At 72.6% G+C, this 14,350-nt stretch carries 16 protein-coding genes and 1 tRNA gene; 9 read left to right on the forward strand and 8 right to left on the reverse strand.

All coding sequences use genetic code 11. The features are described 5' to 3' along the window. Window positions 1–351: 351 nt before the first annotated feature. From ACH5HR_RS12310 to ACH5HR_RS12320, 3 genes are all read right to left on the reverse strand, one after another. A tRNA-Pro gene (locus tag ACH5HR_RS12310) sits at window positions 352–428 on the reverse strand. Between the two features lie 101 nt (window positions 429–529). Beyond that, window positions 530–1,432: a metallophosphoesterase gene (locus ACH5HR_RS12315; protein ID WP_416478104.1), complete on the reverse strand. Its 903-nt coding sequence runs from the start codon at window positions 1,430–1,432 to the stop codon at window positions 530–532. Between the two features lie 11 nt (window positions 1,433–1,443). Then, the gene (locus ACH5HR_RS12320; RefSeq protein ID WP_416478106.1) at window positions 1,444–3,783 is read right to left on the reverse strand and encodes a transglycosylase domain-containing protein; all 2,340 of its coding nucleotides are present in this window, start codon (window positions 3,781–3,783) and stop codon (window positions 1,444–1,446) included. 140 nt (window positions 3,784–3,923) lie between these two features. On the opposite strand from ACH5HR_RS12320, the gene sp36 reads away from it, so the two are divergent. Both sp36 and ACH5HR_RS12330 read left to right on the forward strand, forming a co-directional pair. Continuing rightward, complete coding sequence (gene sp36, locus ACH5HR_RS12325) at window positions 3,924–4,085, forward strand: Sp36 family protein (protein WP_171783411.1); 162 nt, start codon at window positions 3,924–3,926, stop codon at window positions 4,083–4,085. 8 nt (window positions 4,086–4,093) lie between these two features. Beyond that, window positions 4,094–4,561: a RidA family protein gene (locus ACH5HR_RS12330; protein WP_416478107.1), complete on the forward strand. Its 468-nt coding sequence runs from the start codon at window positions 4,094–4,096 to the stop codon at window positions 4,559–4,561. A gap of 285 nt (window positions 4,562–4,846) precedes the next feature. On the opposite strand, the gene ACH5HR_RS12335 is transcribed toward ACH5HR_RS12330, so the two are convergent. Next, window positions 4,847–5,524, reverse strand: coding sequence for a Crp/Fnr family transcriptional regulator (locus tag ACH5HR_RS12335; RefSeq protein WP_106266234.1), 678 nt, complete (start codon window positions 5,522–5,524; stop codon window positions 4,847–4,849). Window positions 5,525–5,723: 199 nt separating this feature from the next. Here ACH5HR_RS12335 and nth point away from each other — a divergent pair, with 199 nt between their 5' ends. Further along, on the forward strand, window positions 5,724–6,455 hold the full coding sequence (nth, locus tag ACH5HR_RS12340; protein WP_402374016.1) for an endonuclease III: 732 nt from the start codon (window positions 5,724–5,726) through the stop codon (window positions 6,453–6,455). Window positions 6,456–6,481: 26 nt separating this feature from the next. Here the strand turns inward: nth and ACH5HR_RS12345 are convergent, their stop codons facing one another. Together ACH5HR_RS12345 and ACH5HR_RS12350 are read right to left on the reverse strand one after the other, a co-directional pair. After that, window positions 6,482–7,411, reverse strand: a complete 930-nt coding sequence (locus tag ACH5HR_RS12345; RefSeq protein ID WP_416478233.1) for an alpha/beta fold hydrolase — start codon at window positions 7,409–7,411, stop codon at window positions 6,482–6,484. Between the two features lie 26 nt (window positions 7,412–7,437). After that, on the reverse strand, window positions 7,438–8,184 hold the full coding sequence (locus tag ACH5HR_RS12350) for an MtrA family response regulator transcription factor (RefSeq protein ID WP_402374018.1): 747 nt from the start codon (window positions 8,182–8,184) through the stop codon (window positions 7,438–7,440). A gap of 87 nt (window positions 8,185–8,271) precedes the next feature. Here ACH5HR_RS12350 and ACH5HR_RS12355 point away from each other — a divergent pair, with 87 nt between their 5' ends. Continuing rightward, a complete protein-coding gene (locus ACH5HR_RS12355; protein ID WP_416478109.1) occupies window positions 8,272–9,006 on the forward strand; it encodes a hypothetical protein in 735 nt (244 codons plus the stop codon). Window positions 9,007–9,036: 30 nt separating this feature from the next. Here the strand turns inward: ACH5HR_RS12355 and ACH5HR_RS12360 are convergent, their stop codons facing one another. Further along, entirely contained in the window at window positions 9,037–9,699 is a 663-nt protein-coding gene (locus ACH5HR_RS12360; protein WP_416478111.1) for a YceI family protein, read from the reverse strand. A gap of 157 nt (window positions 9,700–9,856) precedes the next feature. On the opposite strand from ACH5HR_RS12360, the gene ACH5HR_RS12365 reads away from it, so the two are divergent. Both ACH5HR_RS12365 and ACH5HR_RS12370 read left to right on the forward strand, forming a co-directional pair. Further along, complete coding sequence (locus tag ACH5HR_RS12365) at window positions 9,857–10,348, forward strand: thioredoxin family protein (RefSeq protein WP_416478113.1); 492 nt, start codon at window positions 9,857–9,859, stop codon at window positions 10,346–10,348. Further along, entirely contained in the window at window positions 10,345–10,830 is a 486-nt protein-coding gene (locus tag ACH5HR_RS12370) for a DUF4395 domain-containing protein (protein WP_416478114.1), read from the forward strand. Before ACH5HR_RS12365 ends, ACH5HR_RS12370 begins: the two co-directional genes overlap by 4 nt. 28 nt (window positions 10,831–10,858) lie before the next feature. Here the strand turns inward: ACH5HR_RS12370 and ACH5HR_RS12375 are convergent, their stop codons facing one another. Continuing rightward, window positions 10,859–11,236, reverse strand: coding sequence for a DsrE family protein (locus ACH5HR_RS12375; protein ID WP_416478115.1), 378 nt, complete (start codon window positions 11,234–11,236; stop codon window positions 10,859–10,861). Between the two features lie 154 nt (window positions 11,237–11,390). On the opposite strand from ACH5HR_RS12375, the gene ACH5HR_RS12380 reads away from it, so the two are divergent. The 3 genes from ACH5HR_RS12380 to ACH5HR_RS12390 are packed head-to-tail and all read left to right on the forward strand — an operon-like array spanning window position 11,391 to window position 14,279. Next, window positions 11,391–11,972, forward strand: coding sequence for a heme-binding beta-barrel domain-containing protein (locus ACH5HR_RS12380; protein WP_416478117.1), 582 nt, complete (start codon window positions 11,391–11,393; stop codon window positions 11,970–11,972). Beyond that, complete coding sequence (gene ygfZ, locus ACH5HR_RS12385) at window positions 11,969–13,138, forward strand: CAF17-like 4Fe-4S cluster assembly/insertion protein YgfZ (protein WP_416478119.1); 1,170 nt, start codon at window positions 11,969–11,971, stop codon at window positions 13,136–13,138. The genes ACH5HR_RS12380 and ygfZ overlap by 4 nt, the downstream gene beginning before the upstream one ends. A gap of 55 nt (window positions 13,139–13,193) precedes the next feature. Then, window positions 13,194–14,279 (forward strand): FUSC family protein, encoded by a 1,086-nt coding sequence (locus ACH5HR_RS12390; RefSeq protein WP_402374033.1) that lies wholly within the window; start codon window positions 13,194–13,196, stop codon window positions 14,277–14,279. Window positions 14,280–14,350 lie beyond the last annotated feature (71 nt).

Below are 14,350 nucleotides of genomic sequence, written 5' to 3' on the forward strand. Positions count from 1 at the left end.
GCGTCTTGGGCGGGGTTCGCAAGGAACGTCCTCGAAGGGGCGCGCGACGTCTGCTGGCTTCCGCCGCGGACACCGTGAAGGCGGGTACAGAAACGCTGCCCAGTCCCCGCGAGAGCTGGTGCTCAATGAAGCAGTTGATGAAGCACCCTCGTCCGTGAGCCGTCCTCGGGGGCGGCAAGATCCTCTGGCTCGGCCGTTTCCGTTGGTTGCGGGCTTGAGGGCAGGCAGGGTGACCGAGGTCAGGAACGTGCGACCTCTTCGTTGTATCCGTAGACCAGCGACGACGCAGGTCCATGCACGACGAAAGGCCCTCCGAACTCAGCGTTTCCGCTGGTCAGAGGGCCTTTCGGCTGGTCGGGGTGACAGGATTTGAACCTGCGACCTCTTCGTCCCGAACGAAGCGCGCTACCAAGCTGCGCCACACCCCGAAGGACTGCATCCGCTCTAGAGCCGACCCGGAGGAAGGCCCCCGTGTGCGGAAGCCTGCTCAGAATAGCCGACGATCGCCCGGGAACGAAAACCGGATCTGCTACCGCGCGGTGAACGTGATCAAGGTCGCCTCCGGCCGGCACGCGAACCGCACCGGCGCGTACGGCGAGGTGCCTGCTCCGGCGGAGACGTGCAGCCAGGTGGAGTCCTTGCCGTCGGGCGTGTCCGGGCGGGCGCCGGGCCAGCCGTGCAGCCCCTTGGCGCGCCGTCGGTCGATGTCGCAGTTGGTCACGAGCGCCCCGTAGAACGGTACGCAGAGCTGGCCGCCGTGCGTGTGCCCCGCGATGATCGCGTCCGCGCCGTCCGCGTGCATCTGGTCGAGTACGCGGGTGTACGGCGCGTGCGTGACGCCGAGCCGGAGCAGCGCGCCGTCGTCGGGCTCCGGCGTCGGGTCCGGGAAGTCGTCAAGGCCCAGGTGCGGGTCGTCGACCCCTGCGAACGCGATGCGTCGTCCGTCGACGACGACGGCGTCGCGCCGGTTCGTCAGGTCGGCCCACCCGGCGCCGGACAGGGCCGCGGCGAGCTCCGCGGCTGGCAGGTTCGGCGGGTTGAGGGTGCGGGGGCCGGAACGTGTCCACAGGTAGCGGGCAGGGTTCTTCGGCTGGGGTGCGTAGTAGTCGTTGGAACCCATGACGAAGGCACCGGGGACCCGCTCGAGCAGTGGTTCCAGGGCGTAGAGCAGCGGGCCCAGAGCCTCGCGGTGCGCCAGGTTGTCGCCGGTGTCGATCACCAGGTCCGGCTCCAGGGCTGCCAGGGACCGCACCCAGGCGATCTTGCGGTGCTGGGTCGGGGTCAGGTGCAGGTCGGAGACGTGCAGCACCCGCAGGTCGCGCTCACCGGGTGGCAGCACCGGGACGGTCACGTGGCGGACGGTGAAGAGCTTGGTCTCCAGGTGCGCGTACGCGAGCCCCGCTGCCGTGACCGCGGCGACGCCGCCGATCACCCCGCGGGCGCTCAGTCGTCGCCCCCGCCGTTGCCGCCGCCAGGTCCTCGGCCGTTGCCGGGGCCCCGGCCGGTGCCGGGGCCCCCGCCGTTCCCGGGTCCGTCGTCGTCGCCACCGTCATCGTCCCCACCGTCGTCGTCACCGTCGTCGCTCGACGGCGGGGGAGCCGTCACGGGCGGCGAGCCGATGAGGCTCTGGTCGGGGGCGCCGAAGTCCTTGACGGGCATGCCCTCGACGGCCACGTCCATGTATTCCTTCCACGCGGGCGCGGCGACACGGGAACCGTACATCGGCATGTGGGTGACGCCGTTGACGGTGATCGGCACGGTCGCGTGGTTCTCGTGCGGGTTGTCCACCGACCCGACCCAGACGGTCGAGGCGAGCTGTGGTGTGAACCCGCTGAACCAGGTCTGGGCGGCCAGCTGGGAGGTACCCGTCTTGCCGGCGACCGGACGGCCGTCGGCAAGACCGCCGAGAGCGCGTGCGGTACCGGTGCCGCTGAACACCTTCTCCATGGCGTAGACGACGGTGTTCGCAATGTTGCTGGGCAGGGCGTTCTTGTCGCACTGAGCCTTAGGGACCTCGTAGCCCTTGCCGTCAGGCCCGGTGACCTCCGTGATCGCGACCGGGGTGCAGTAGGTGCCGCCGGAGGCGAGCGTCGCGTACGTCGAGGCCATGTTCAGCGGCGAGGACTCCTGGGTGCCGAGCACCATGGGAGCAGCGATGTCGATGTCCGTCTTCTCGACCGTACCGGTGTTGAGAGGCCCGTGGTTGGTCTTGCTCGTGGGGCGGAAGCCCATCTTCCAGGCGGTGTCTCGCAGGTCGCAGAGGTTGAGTCGAGCACCCATCGAGGCGTAGGCCGTGTTGACCGACTCGTAGGTGGCCCGCAGCACCGAGATGTTTCCCGCCGTGTTGCCCTCGGCGTTCGCCGGGTCCCACGTGTCTCCGCCCAGGCTGCCGACGCACGGCGAGTTGAAGTTACCCACCACGTACGTGTTGTGGTTCGCACTGACCGTGTCGTTGAGGGTGTGACCGCTGCGCAACCACTCCGCCAGCACCACCGGCTTGAAGTTCGAGCCGGGCTGGAAGCCTCCGGACGCCCCGTGGATGTAGTCGGCGTTGTAGTTGACCGTCGTGTCCCGCGAGGCCTTCCCGGCGGCCTTCGTCCCGGAGTAAGGCACGTTCTGCGCCATCGCCTTGATCTCGCCGGTGCCGGGCTCGACGGAGACGACCGACGCCTCGAGGCCGCTCGCGTCGTCCGGCGGGATGTTGTTCTTGATCGTCTTGTGCGCCTGGCGCTGCATCTTCATGTCGAGCGTGGTGTGGATCTCGAGTCCCCCGCGGTAGAGGAGCTGGTTGCGGTCGGCGCGGGTCTCGCCGTACGTCGGGTCGAGGAGGATCTCCTTGATGACGTAGTCGCAGAAGAACGCCGAACCCTTTGCCGACTGGCAGCCGGCCGACACCGGCTTCACGTCCAGGGTGTCCTCGAGCGGCGTGTCCTGGGCTTCCTCGCGCTCGTCGGTGGTGATGTACCCGAGCTTCCACATGTTCTGCAGCACGAGGTTGCGGCGCTCCTCCGCCTGCTCCGGGTGCTGGGTCGGGTCGAACTGGCTCGGCGCCTTGGTCACACCGGCGATCGTGGCCGCCTCGACCGGCGTCAGGTCGCTGGCCGACTTGTCGAAGTAGAAGCGAGCGGCGGTCTCGACGCCGTAGATCTGGTTCTTGCCGTACTGCGCCACGTTGAGGTAGCCCTGGAGGATCTCCTCCTTGGGCATCTTCTTCTCGAGCGCGATGGCCATCTTCGCCTCGCGCAGCTTGCGGTTGAGCGAGTCCTCGTGGGCGTCGATCACCGCGAACGGGTCGTCAGCCTGCAGCGCCGCCTCGATCAGCATGTTCTTGACGTACTGCTGCGTGATCGTGGAAGCACCCTGGGTGGCCTGGCCGCTGAGGTTGTTCACCGCGGCCCGCGTGATGCCCTTCGGGTCCACGCCGTGGTGCTCGTAGAAGCGCTCGTCCTCGATGGCGATGGCCGCGTGCTGCATGTGCTCGGAGATCTCGTCGAGCGGCACCACGATGCGGTTCTGATAGTAGAACGTCGCGAGCAGCTTGCCGTTGCTCGCGTAGATGCGGGACTGCTGGGACAGCGGCTGCGGCTCGAGCTCGGCCGGCACGTCGTCGTACATCTCGATGGTGCTGTCGGCCGCGGCGTTGGCCCCGGCGACCGCCGGGATGACGAACCCGGCGGCGAGCACGCCACCGGCGCCGGCAGCCAGCAGGAAGGCGAGCAGGAGCGCGACCATCTGGGTCGCGGGGATCGTGCGCGTCACGCTGCGCGGCTCAGAGTTCGCCATGTTCAAAGCCTAGAGGGTCGCACCAACCGGGCCAGCCGATCCGGGCGGCGCGCGTGTGCAGGTCCTGTGGAGCGCTGGTCGAGGCGTTCGAGCATCGTGTCCGAGGCGTCGGATTCACCCGCTCGGGCTACCATCGCCGCATGGCTACCACGTGGGAATACGCGACCATCCCCCTCCTCATCCACAACACCAAGGCGATCCTGGACCAGTGGGGTGCGGACGGCTGGGAGCTCGTGCAGGTCGTGCCCGGCCCCGACGGCACCGGGCTGGTCGCCTACCTCAAGCGACCCTCCGGCGAATGAGCGCGGGCATGAGCGTCGAGACCCGCCTCACCGAGCTCGGCATCACCCTGCCCGACGTCGCGGCACCGGTCGCGGCATACCAGCCGGCGATCCGCTCGGGCAGCTACGTCTACACGGCCGGCCAGCTCCCGTTCGTGAACGGCGAGCTGCCCGCCACGGGCAAGGTCGGCGAGGGTGACGGCCTGGTCGACCCGGCCACGGCCACGGACCTGGCGCGCACCTGCGCGCTGAACGCTCTCGCCGCGGTGCGTTCCGTCGTCGGCTCCCTCGACGACGTCCGCATCGTCAAGGTCACCGGCTTCGTCGCCAGCGACCCGTCGTTCACCGGGCAGCCGGGCGTCCTCAACGGTGCCAGCGAGGTGCTGGGGGAGATCTTCGGCGACGCCGGCACGCACGCGCGCTCCGCCGTCGGCGTCGCGGTCCTCCCGCTCGACGCCCCCGTCGAGGTCGAGCTGATCGCCGAGCTCACCCGGTAGCACGGCTCGGTTCCGCGCTGGGGACGACGACCCTCCGCACAGTCGCGTTCACGGGCGCGGGGCGCCCTCCACTTCGGGATTGACGACCGTGCGGAGGGTCGCCGTCCCCAGCGCTCCGTCGTCCGCTCCAGCCGAGCACAGCGCGACAGAGGCGGTGTGAAGAGCAGGAGACGAGGCCCTCCCGGGTCCGGTCGTCTCTGCCCCGAAGTGGAGGGCGCGCAGCGCCCGTGAACGCGACCGGACCCGGGAGGGCCTCGCCTCCTGCGTGAGCAAGCCGGACGAGGCTCAGCGAGCCCTTCGCTCCAGGCGGTCCAGGTCGAGGAGGACGACGGCGCGGCCCTCGCGGCGGACCCAGCCGCGGGTCGCGAAGTCGGCCAGCGCCTTGTTGACCGTCTCGCGGGAGGCGCCCACGAGCTGGGCGAGCTCCTCCTGGGTGAGGTCGTGGGCCACGCGGACGCCCTCGTCGTTGGGCTCGCCGAACCGGTTGGACAGGTCGAGCAGCGCCTTGGCGACACGGCCGGGGACGTCGGAGAAGACGAGGTCCGCGAGGGTCTCGTTGGTGCGGCGCAGTCGGCGGGCCAGGGCGCCGAGCAGCGTCGTGGCGACGTTCGGGTGCGCGGCGATCCACTGGACGAGCGCCTGGTGGCGCAGCTCGTAGCACAGGGCGTCCGAGACCGACGAGGCCGTGGCGGTGCGGGGGCCCGGGTCGAAGAGGGACAGCTCACCGAACATCTCACCGGGGCCGAGGATCGAGAGCAGGTTCTCGCGGCCGTCGCTGGAGCGGCGCCCGAGCTTGATCTTGCCCTGCGCGATCACGTAAAGGCGATCGCCCGGCTCTCCCTCGCGGAACAGCACGTCCCCGCGGGTCAGCTCGACGGGGATCATGGACTCGAAGAGCGCCTTCGACTCTTCGCTGTCCATGTCCGCGAAGAGGGGGGCGGAGAGCACGACGGTGTCGTCCACAGGAATCCTCACGTTCTCAGATGCCGTCCGCACGGGACGGTGCTGTCTCGAAATGTGTTCCAGGTCTCAGTGTGCCTCACGCAGGGGCCTCCTGCCTGGAACGTCGGTCTCGGGTGGCTCCCGGCGAAACGAACGGGCGACCGCCGCGGTTCCTGACAGGAGCACGGACGTTGTCGGAGGTGGCCGATACGCTGCCGAGGTGACCGCCGAGAAGCCACAGCAGCCTACCCCGACGGGGGAGTCGCCCCTGGCACTGGTCCGCCGTGCGCGCCGCATCGACCGGGTGCTGGCCGCGACGTACCCGGACGCGCGTGCCGAGCTCGACTTCACCACGCCCCTTGAGCTGCTGATCGCCACGGTGCTCTCCGCGCAGACGACGGACGTGCGGGTCAACGCGACGACGCCGGTCCTGTTCGCCCGCTATCCCGACGCGGCCGCGCTCGCTGGTGCGGATCCCGCGGAGATGGAGGAGATCCTGCGCCCGCTGGGCTTCTACCGGGCGAAGACCCGCGCGGTGATGGGTCTCGGCCGCGCTCTGGTGGAGCGGTACGACGGCGAGGTCCCGCCTCGCCTGAAGGACCTCGTCACGCTGCCCGGCGTCGGGCGCAAGACGGCGAACGTGGTGCTGGGCAACGCGTTCGGCGTCCCGGGGATCACCGTCGACACGCACTTCGGGCGGCTGGCGCGGCGGCTGGGCTTCACGACGGAGGAGGACCCGGTCAAGGTGGAGCACGCCGTCGGAGCCATCTTCCCGAAGAGGGACTGGACGATGCTCAGCCACCACCTCGTGTGGCACGGGCGGCGGGTGTGCCACGCCCGTCGTCCGGCGTGCGGAGCGTGCCCGGTGGCGCGGTGGTGCCCGTCGTTCGGCGCGGGGGAGACCGACCCGGTGGCGGCGGCGAAGCTCGTCCGCACGGGCGGCCGGGCCTGAGCGCAACTACCTCGGCGGATGCCGTACTACCTCGCGGCGAAGGCGTGGGGGAGCCAGTCGGCCAGCAGGGCGTTGACCTCGTCGGGCGCCTCCTCGGCGAGGTAGTGCCCGGCTCCGTCGACCACCTCGAAGCGGAAGTCGCGGGCGAATGCCGCACCGTCGACGTCGGCCGTCCCGGTCCGGAGGAACCCGTCGGCGGTGCCGTGCACCTGTAGCACGGGCACGTCGATCGGTCGGCGCAGCGCGGCGAGGAACCGCCGCCCGCTGGGTCGCACGGCGTACCGCGTCAGCCAGCGCAGCGACTCGACCGAGCTGTGCGCGGCGAACGGGATGCGGATGACCTCGCGGTACCGGTCCACGACGTCGGCGGGCAGCGGCCGGGCGGCTCCCGCGGTGAGCACGCGGGCCACCTCGTCACCCCGGGTCAGCCGCCGCTCGGCGACGGACGGCACCTGGTAGAGCGCGAGCGTGCGGCGTGCGGCGGGCGTGAGCAGGCGCCGTCCGGGCACGTGCAGGCGCAGCGGGTGCGGTGCGGCCAGGGCCACCACGCCGGCGGTGACGGCGGGCTGGAGCGCCGCCATCGCCCACGCCAGGGCGCCGCCGGTGCCCGAGCCGACGACGACGGCACGGTCGTGCCCGAGGGAGCGCACCACCCCGGCGACGTCGCGGGTCCGGGTGGGGATGTCGTGACCGGAGGGCGGCTTGTCGGAGGCCCCGACCCCGCGCAGGTCGATCGCGGCGACGCGGACGCCGTCGTCGGACAACGAGGCGAGCTGGTGGCGCCAGGCCCACCACATCTCCGGGAACCCGTGCAGGAACAGCACGAGCGGGGCGCGGTCGCCGTTGCCGCGGGCGGGGCCGGCGGTGGCGACGTGGAACCGGGAGCCGTTGGCGGGGACGAACTCGTGCCGCCACGGGCCGTCCACGAGGGCAGAGGTGTAGTCGGTGTCGGGCATGGCGGTCACGCGCCGAACCTACCTGCTCAGCCGCCCGAGGACACTCGCGAGGAGCCCCTGGCGCCCGAGCCGGGGCCGTCGCCCTCGTCGTCGCGCGGCTCCTTCGGCGGGTCGAACCGGTAGCCGACGTTGCGCACGGTGCCGATGAGCTGCTCGTGCTCGGGACCGAGCTTGGCGCGCAGGCGCCGCACGTGGACGTCCACCGTGCGGGTGCCGCCGTAGTAGTCGTAGCCCCACACCTCCTGCAGGAGCTGGGCGCGGGTGAAGACCCGGCCGGGGTGCTGCACGAGGTACTTGAGGAGCTCGAACTCCTTGTAGGTGAGATCGATGGGGCGCCCGCGGAGCCGGGCGGTGTAGCCACCGGCGTCGATCGCCAGCTCGCCCGCGGAGATCTCCTGGGGCGAGTCGTCCGTCGGGCCGTGCGCGGACTTCTCGACGACGAGCCGCAGGCGGGCCTCGACCTCGGCGGGGGAGGCGTTCTCGAGCAGCAGGTCGTCCGCGCCCCACTCGTGGTTGACGACCGTCAGCCCGCCCTCGGTGAGGACGAGCACCAGCGGGACGGTGAGCCCGGTGGCGTGGAGCAGCCGGCAGGTGGTGCGTGCGGCGACCAGGTCGCGGCGGGCATCGAGGAGGACGACGTCCGAGTCCGGGGCGTCCACCAGCGCGGACGGCTCCATCGGCAGCACCCGGATCTTGTGCGAGAGAAGACCGAGTGCGGGCAGTACCTCGACCGACCCGCCTGTCGCGGGTGTCAGGATCAACAGCTCGGCCACGCGCACCTCCTCCCGCCACCGGTGGTGGTAAAGGTACCGTGCCCCGCGCCGGAGATCACAACGGGTCGGCATGCGAGACTCTTCGTCGTGACCGTGACCACCCGTGCCGTGACGACCGCCGCGCTCGCCGCGCTCGTCGCCGCGGCGGCGTATCTGGGGCCGCTGTGGACGACGGCCGCGGCGGCCGGTCTCGTCGCCCTCGTGGCGATCGGCTGGGCCGCGCTGCTGCGGCTCCCGGCGGACGGCGCGACCGTGCTCGTGGTGCTGCTGGCCGGGCTCGGTGGCGTGGCGATGGCCTGGGCGACCGAGGACGAGCCCGTGCTGCGCAACGTGCCCCTCGTCATCGCGATGGCGCTCGTGCTGGCCTTCGTGGCACAGATGCTCCGGCGCGGCGGCCGGCCCCGGCTCGTGGAGTCGGTGAGCGGCATGACGGCGGGGATCGTCGTCGCGGTCTCCGCCTCCGGATGGGTCGCCACGGGCCGGTCGGACGCCGGTGCGGCGCTCGTGCTGACCAGCGCCGTCGCGCTCGCCGTCGCCGCCGCCGTCTCGGCGCTGCCGATCGCCGGCGGGTGGACCGGTTCGCTGCTCTCGGTGGCGTTCGGTGCCGTGGCGGGCGCGGGCACCGCTTCGGTGGTCCCGGAGGTCGAGCCGATCGCCGGCATGATCACGGGGATCGTGGCGGGGCTGGTCGCCGCAGCCCTGCGGTTCCTCTTCGAGCGCCAGCCGGCGCTGGCGCGACGCCGGGCGGGCTTGACCGCCGCGGCGGTCCCGGTCGTGGTGACCGGGGTCCTCGTGTTCGTGGTGGGCCGCGTCGTCATCTGACGATGCGCCACCGCGCACCGCCGCGAGGGCTCATTCCTCGATGCGGACGGCCTCGCCCGCGAGCTCGATCCGGACGGTCTTGGCGACCAGCACGCCACCGGCCTCCAGCGCGACGTTCCACAGCAGCCCGAACTTCTCCCGCTCGAAGTCCGCGGTGGCGCTGAACCCGAAGATGTGGCGGCCGGTGGGGTCGGTGCCGACGCCACCGAACTCCGCGTCGAGCGCGATCGGGTGCGTGATCCCTCGGATCGTCAGGTGGCCGTGGAGCACGAACTTGGTGCGCGCGCCGGCCGTCGCCCGCTGGGTGTCGACGTCGCGGCCGGGCATGCGGCCCTTGAGCGCCGCCCACGAGAAGATCGGGTCGGGGGCGGGGCTCCACTCGACGCCGGTGGACCGGAACTCGATCGTCGGGAAGACCTCGACGCCTAGGAAGTCCGCGCTCCTCAGGTGCGCGTCACGGTCGGAGTTGGCCGTGTCGATCGACGCGGCGTCGATCGACGCCGCCACGGTCGAGGCGAGCGGGTCGTCGGCGACGTGGATGACGGCGGAGCCGGTGCCGAACTGACCCCGGACCGGGCTCACCATCATGTGCATCGCCAGGAAGCCGATGCGTTGGTGCGCGACGTCGAGCTCATACGTCCCGGCTGCGGGGACGACGAGGTCGTTCCAGGTCCGGGTGGGGGCGTCGGTCATCGCGGGTCCTCCTGGGTGCCCGCGGGAGATGCCGGGACACCCGTCTCGTAGGTCGGGCTGGCGGCGGTGCCGTGTGGTGGGGGCGCGTACGCTACGGCGCATCGCAGGCTCCACGGTAGCGCGGATCATCCATGCAAACGGATATGTTCTCGCCGGGGTGGAGCAGGAGGAGGTCCCGATGGCCGTGCAGTGGCCCGCGCTCGTCGCGCTCGTCGTGCTGACCGCCGTCGTCGGCCTCGGCTGGCGCGGACGCCAGGGTCGCCTCCGACGGCCCGACGGCGGCACGAGCCGGCGTGGTGCGGCTCCGGCGCGCTGGACCGCCGAGGTGGAAGCGCTCGGCGCCGCACCCGGTGCGCGGGCGACGTTCCTGCAGCTCTCCGCCCCGGTGTGCGCCCCGTGCCGGGCCACCGCACGGGTGCTCGGGGCGCTCGCGGCACAGGAGCCCGGCGTCGCGCACGTGGAGGTCGACGTCGAGACCCGTCTCGACCTCGCGGAACGGGCACGAGTGCTGCGCACCCCGACCGTGCTCGTGCTCGACGCCGCCGGGGCCGAGGTCGCTCGCGCCTCGGGCGCCATGACCCCCGCCCAGGCTCGTGCCGCGCTCGACGCCGTCACCCCGATCGACCAGCCTTCCGGGAGGAACGCATGACCCGCAGCCACCGCACCGACCTCGAGGCCCCGCACGGGACGACGGCGGAGCCCGCCGGGATCGATCCCCGCGGCCCGCGTGTCGGCGCGGGCATCACGGCGGCCATGCTCGCCGTCGTCGTGCTCCTGGGGCCCACCACCCCGGCACTGGTGCTGCTCGCGGTCGTCGCGCTCAGCTTCCTGCCCGGAGCGGTCTGGGGACCGCACGCGACGTGGCAGGGCTGGCTCTTCCGCGTGCTCGTGCGGCCGCGTCTCGGCAGCCCGGAGCACCTGGAGGACCCGCGCCCGCCGCGGTTCGCCCAGCTCGTGGGCCTCGTCGTCACCGGCGCGGGGGTCGTCCTCGGGCTGGTCGGGGTCATGGCGGCCGTGCCGTGGGCGGCCGGGGTCGCCTTCCTCGCGGCGGCGCTCAACGCCACCGTGGGGCTCTGCCTCGGCTGCGAGCTCTACGTGATCGGCCGGCGGCTGCGGCGCGCCCGCGCCTGACGCTGCCCGCCCGTGCCGGGCGCGCGGCTCAGTAGACGAGCGCCTGCGCGCCGGGCCGCAGCGTCTCCTCGACGAACACGGGTGCGCCCGCGATCCGCACGCCGTCCAGCACGTCGTCCGGCCCGATCTCGCGCCGGGCCGCGCACTGCGTGCACAGGGTGACGGTGCCGGCCGCCAGGACCGCCGCGAGCAGGTCGGCGGCCGGCGCCGCATGCTCCAGCTCGAGCTCGTCCGCCCGGCCGGGCAGCGCCAGCCACGCGGACTCGCCCGTCAGCCACAGGGAGACGTCCACACCCGCTGCCACGGCCGCGGCGGCGACGGTCAGGGCCTGGTTGGTGGCCTCCGCCCGCTCGGTGCCGGCCGTGGTCTTGACGACGAGGGAACGCTGCGATGTGGTCTCGGTCATAGCTCCGACCCTAGCCGCGCCGCCGCGGTTAGGATCGAGGCATGTCGGTCGAAGCACTCGAGATCTTTTTCACCAGCCTGCTGGTCGTCACCGTCGTCGCGGTCACCTGGTTCGCGGGCTACGTCGTCTACAAGCTGTTCCAGGGTCAGCGCTGATGCCTTTCGCCTTCCCCGAGGGTCTCGCGCCCGAGGTGTACCCGCTCGCCTGGCTGGTCGGCCGGTGGACGGGTGCAGGCGTCATCAAGTACGAGGGCATCGCCGAGACACCGTTCCGTCAGGAGCTGGTCTTCGACCACGACGGCGGGCCGTACCTGCGCTTCACCTCGACGCTGCGCGTCCGTTCGGCCGCGGCGGCCGACGGCGAGACGACCGGCGACGCCGACGGCACCGAGGGCGAGGACGCCTTCGACACGGTGTGGTCGACCGAGACCGGCTACTGGCGCATCTCGTCGGACCGTCCGGACGACCTGCCCGACGGCAAGCACGCGCTCGAGGTGCTGGTGACCGACGCGTCGGGCCGGCTCTCGCTGTTCCTGGGGCTCGTGGGTGACGGTCGGGTCGACCTCGCGACCGACTTCGTCGCACGGACCTCCACCGCGGCCGAGGTGACGGCCGCCAAGCGGCTCTACGGCAACGTCGAGGGCCGCCTGCTGTGGCTGGAGGAGCTCGCTGCGTTCGGCCACCCGATGGGTTCGTACGCCTCCGGCGAGCTCGACCGCGTCGACGGCCTCTCATGACCTACCGCAGCCCGATCCTGGACCGTCCCGGCGCCGTCTCGGCGACCGGGCCCGACGAGGGCATCGCCTGGCACTACGGCGAGCCCGTCGCCGAGCAGCGCGCGCTCGCCCGCGGCGGCGCCGTCGTCGACCAGTCCCACCTCGGCGTCGTGCGCCTGACGGGCCCCGACCGCCTGAGCTGGCTGCACTCCATCACCTCGCAGGACGTGGAGCACCTCGCGCCGCGCACCTCCACCGAGCTGTTCGTGCTCTCCCCGCAGGGCCGGATCGAGCACGCGCTCGGCGTCGTCGACGACGGCACGTCCACCTGGCTGATCACCGAGCGCGACCACGTGGAGCCGCTCGTCGCCTGGCTGACCCGCATGCGGTTCATGATGCAGGTCGAGATCGACGACGTGACGGACTCCTTCGCGGCGATCGGCGAGCCGGTCGCGGCGGAGGGCGTCGAGGGCGAGCCGGTGACGTGGTGGGACACCTGGCCGCGGGTCGCCGTCGGCGGCACCCGGTACGGCCCGCCGGAGGAGGAGCACCCCGGCGCCGACCGCGCGTGGCGGCTCGTGCTCGTGCCGCGCGAGACGCTCCCCGACGCCGTCGCCGAGCGGGAGGCCGCCGGATGGCGTCTCGCCGGCACCTGGGCGACCGAGGCCCTGCGGGTCGAGGCGTGGCGGCCGCGCCTGGCCCGTGAGGTGGACGACCGCTCCGTGCCCCACGAGCTCGACTGGCTGCGCACCGCCGTCCACCTGCACAAGGGCTGCTACCGCGGCCAGGAGACGGTCGCGCGGGTGCACAACCTGGGCCGGCCCCCGCGGCGCATCGTCATGCTCCACCTCGACGGGTCGCAGCACGTGGTGCCCGAGGGCGGCGCGGAGGTCCGGCGTGACAGCGCGGACGGCAAGGCGGTCGGCACGGTGACGTCGGTCGCGCGCCACCACGAGCTGGGCCCGGTCGCCCTCGCCGTGGTCAAGCGGAACCTGCCGGACGACGCACCGCTCGTCGTCGTGGGCACCGTCGGTACCGGTACGGACGCCCAGGAGCTGGTCGTCGACGCCACCCAGGAGACGATCGTGCCCGGCGAGGGCGTGTCCGCCGACCGGCCCGAGGGCCGCGGCGAGACGTTGCGCGGGCTGACCCCGCGCGGTGGCGACGGGGCCCAGAGCCTGCTGTGATCGTGCGGTGAGAGCGCCGGACCCGCGGGAGGCGGGCTCAGCCGCGGGTGCCGCGGTGCGCAAGCTCCTCCGGCGGATCCGTATCCGGCAGGGTCTCGCACGGGTGCGGTCGGGGTTCTGGCCGATCGTCCAGGCGTCGCTGGCGGCCGGTGCCGCCTACCTGCTGGCCCAGCTCGTCCTCGGCCACGACCAGCCGTTCTTCGCCGCCGTCGCGGCCTGGGTGTGCCTCGGCTTCTCGTTCGAGCGGGAGCTGCGCCGCGTCGCCGACGTCGCCGTGGGGGTCGCCGTCGGCGTCGGGATCGGCGAGGTCATCGTGGGCCTCATCGGTGCGGGCTGGTGGCAGCTCACCGTCGTGCTCCTCGTCTCGGCGGTGCTCGCCCGGTTCATCGACCGCGGGCCGATGCTGGTGACGCAAGCCGGGGTGCAGGCCATCGTCGTCGTCGGCCTGCCGGCCGCCGTCGCGGCGGAGGGTGCGTTCGGCCGATGGGCCGACGCGGCGGTCGGCGGCGTCGTGGCCCTGGCCGTCACGCTGCTGCTGCCGAGCGACCCCTTGCGGCGGCTGCGCTCCCTGGCCTACGAGGCGACGACAGAGCTGGCCGAGACGCTGGAGGCGGTCGGGCGGGGGCTGCGGCAGCACGACATGGACGAGCTGGGCGCGGCGCTGGTGCGCGGCCGGGCGTCGGAGTCGGTGCTGGCCGACTGGCGGGACACGGCTCGCAAGGCGGAGGACATCGCGCGGGTCGGCGTCAACCGGGCGCAACGGGGCGACATCCACGAGATCGTCGGGCAGGCGGTGCTGGTGGACCGGGCCATGCGCAGCGTCCGGCTGCTCGCCCGGCGCGCCCCGACCGTCGTCGGGCCGGACGGCACGTGGCCGGACGTCGGTCCGCTCGCGGACGAGGTGGAACGGTTCGCCGGCGGGACGCGGCTGCTGGCGTCCGCCGTCGGGGGCGGCGGCACGGTCGAGGACGCCCGGCGGCTGCTGGTGGACGTCGCGGCGGCGGTCGACCCGCACGTGGTCGGCCGTAGCGACCTGCGCGTCGCGTCGCTGGTCGTGCTGCTGCGTTCACCGGTGGTGGACGCCCTCGAGGCGAGCGGTCTGGACCCCCGGGCGGCACGCGAGCACCTGCCCGAGCTCTGACTCCCGCGATCCTGCCGCCCCGACGCGGCGTCAGAGGAACCCGTTGGCATCCAGTAGTTGATCAGATACAG

This window comes from Isoptericola maris, from assembly GCF_048065335.1.
Taxonomy (GTDB): Bacteria; Actinomycetota; Actinomycetes; order Actinomycetales; family Cellulomonadaceae; genus Isoptericola; species Isoptericola rhizosphaerae.

What these genes read in the sequence shown, in the direction of transcription:
- ACH5HR_RS12375 (WP_416478115.1), bottom strand. Translation starts at nt 11,236, where the DNA reads ATGACCGAGACCACATCGCAGCGTTCCCTCGTCGTCAAGACCACGGCC.
- ACH5HR_RS12320 (WP_416478106.1), bottom strand. Translation starts at nt 3,783, where the DNA reads ATGGCGAACTCTGAGCCGCGCAGCGTGACGCGCACGATCCCCGCGACC.
- ACH5HR_RS12360 (WP_416478111.1), bottom strand. Translation starts at nt 9,699, where the DNA reads ATGACCGACGCCCCCACCCGGACCTGGAACGACCTCGTCGTCCCCGCA.
- ACH5HR_RS12370 (WP_416478114.1), top strand. Translation starts at nt 10,345, where the DNA reads ATGACCCGCAGCCACCGCACCGACCTCGAGGCCCCGCACGGGACGACG.
- sp36 (WP_171783411.1), top strand. Translation starts at nt 3,924, where the DNA reads ATGGCTACCACGTGGGAATACGCGACCATCCCCCTCCTCATCCACAAC.
- ACH5HR_RS12345 (WP_416478233.1), bottom strand. Translation starts at nt 7,411, where the DNA reads ATGCCCGACACCGACTACACCTCTGCCCTCGTGGACGGCCCGTGGCGG.
- ACH5HR_RS12380 (WP_416478117.1), top strand. Translation starts at nt 11,391, where the DNA reads ATGCCTTTCGCCTTCCCCGAGGGTCTCGCGCCCGAGGTGTACCCGCTC.
- ACH5HR_RS12330 (WP_416478107.1), top strand. Translation starts at nt 4,094, where the DNA reads ATGAGCGTCGAGACCCGCCTCACCGAGCTCGGCATCACCCTGCCCGAC.
- ygfZ (WP_416478119.1), top strand. Translation starts at nt 11,969, where the DNA reads ATGACCTACCGCAGCCCGATCCTGGACCGTCCCGGCGCCGTCTCGGCG.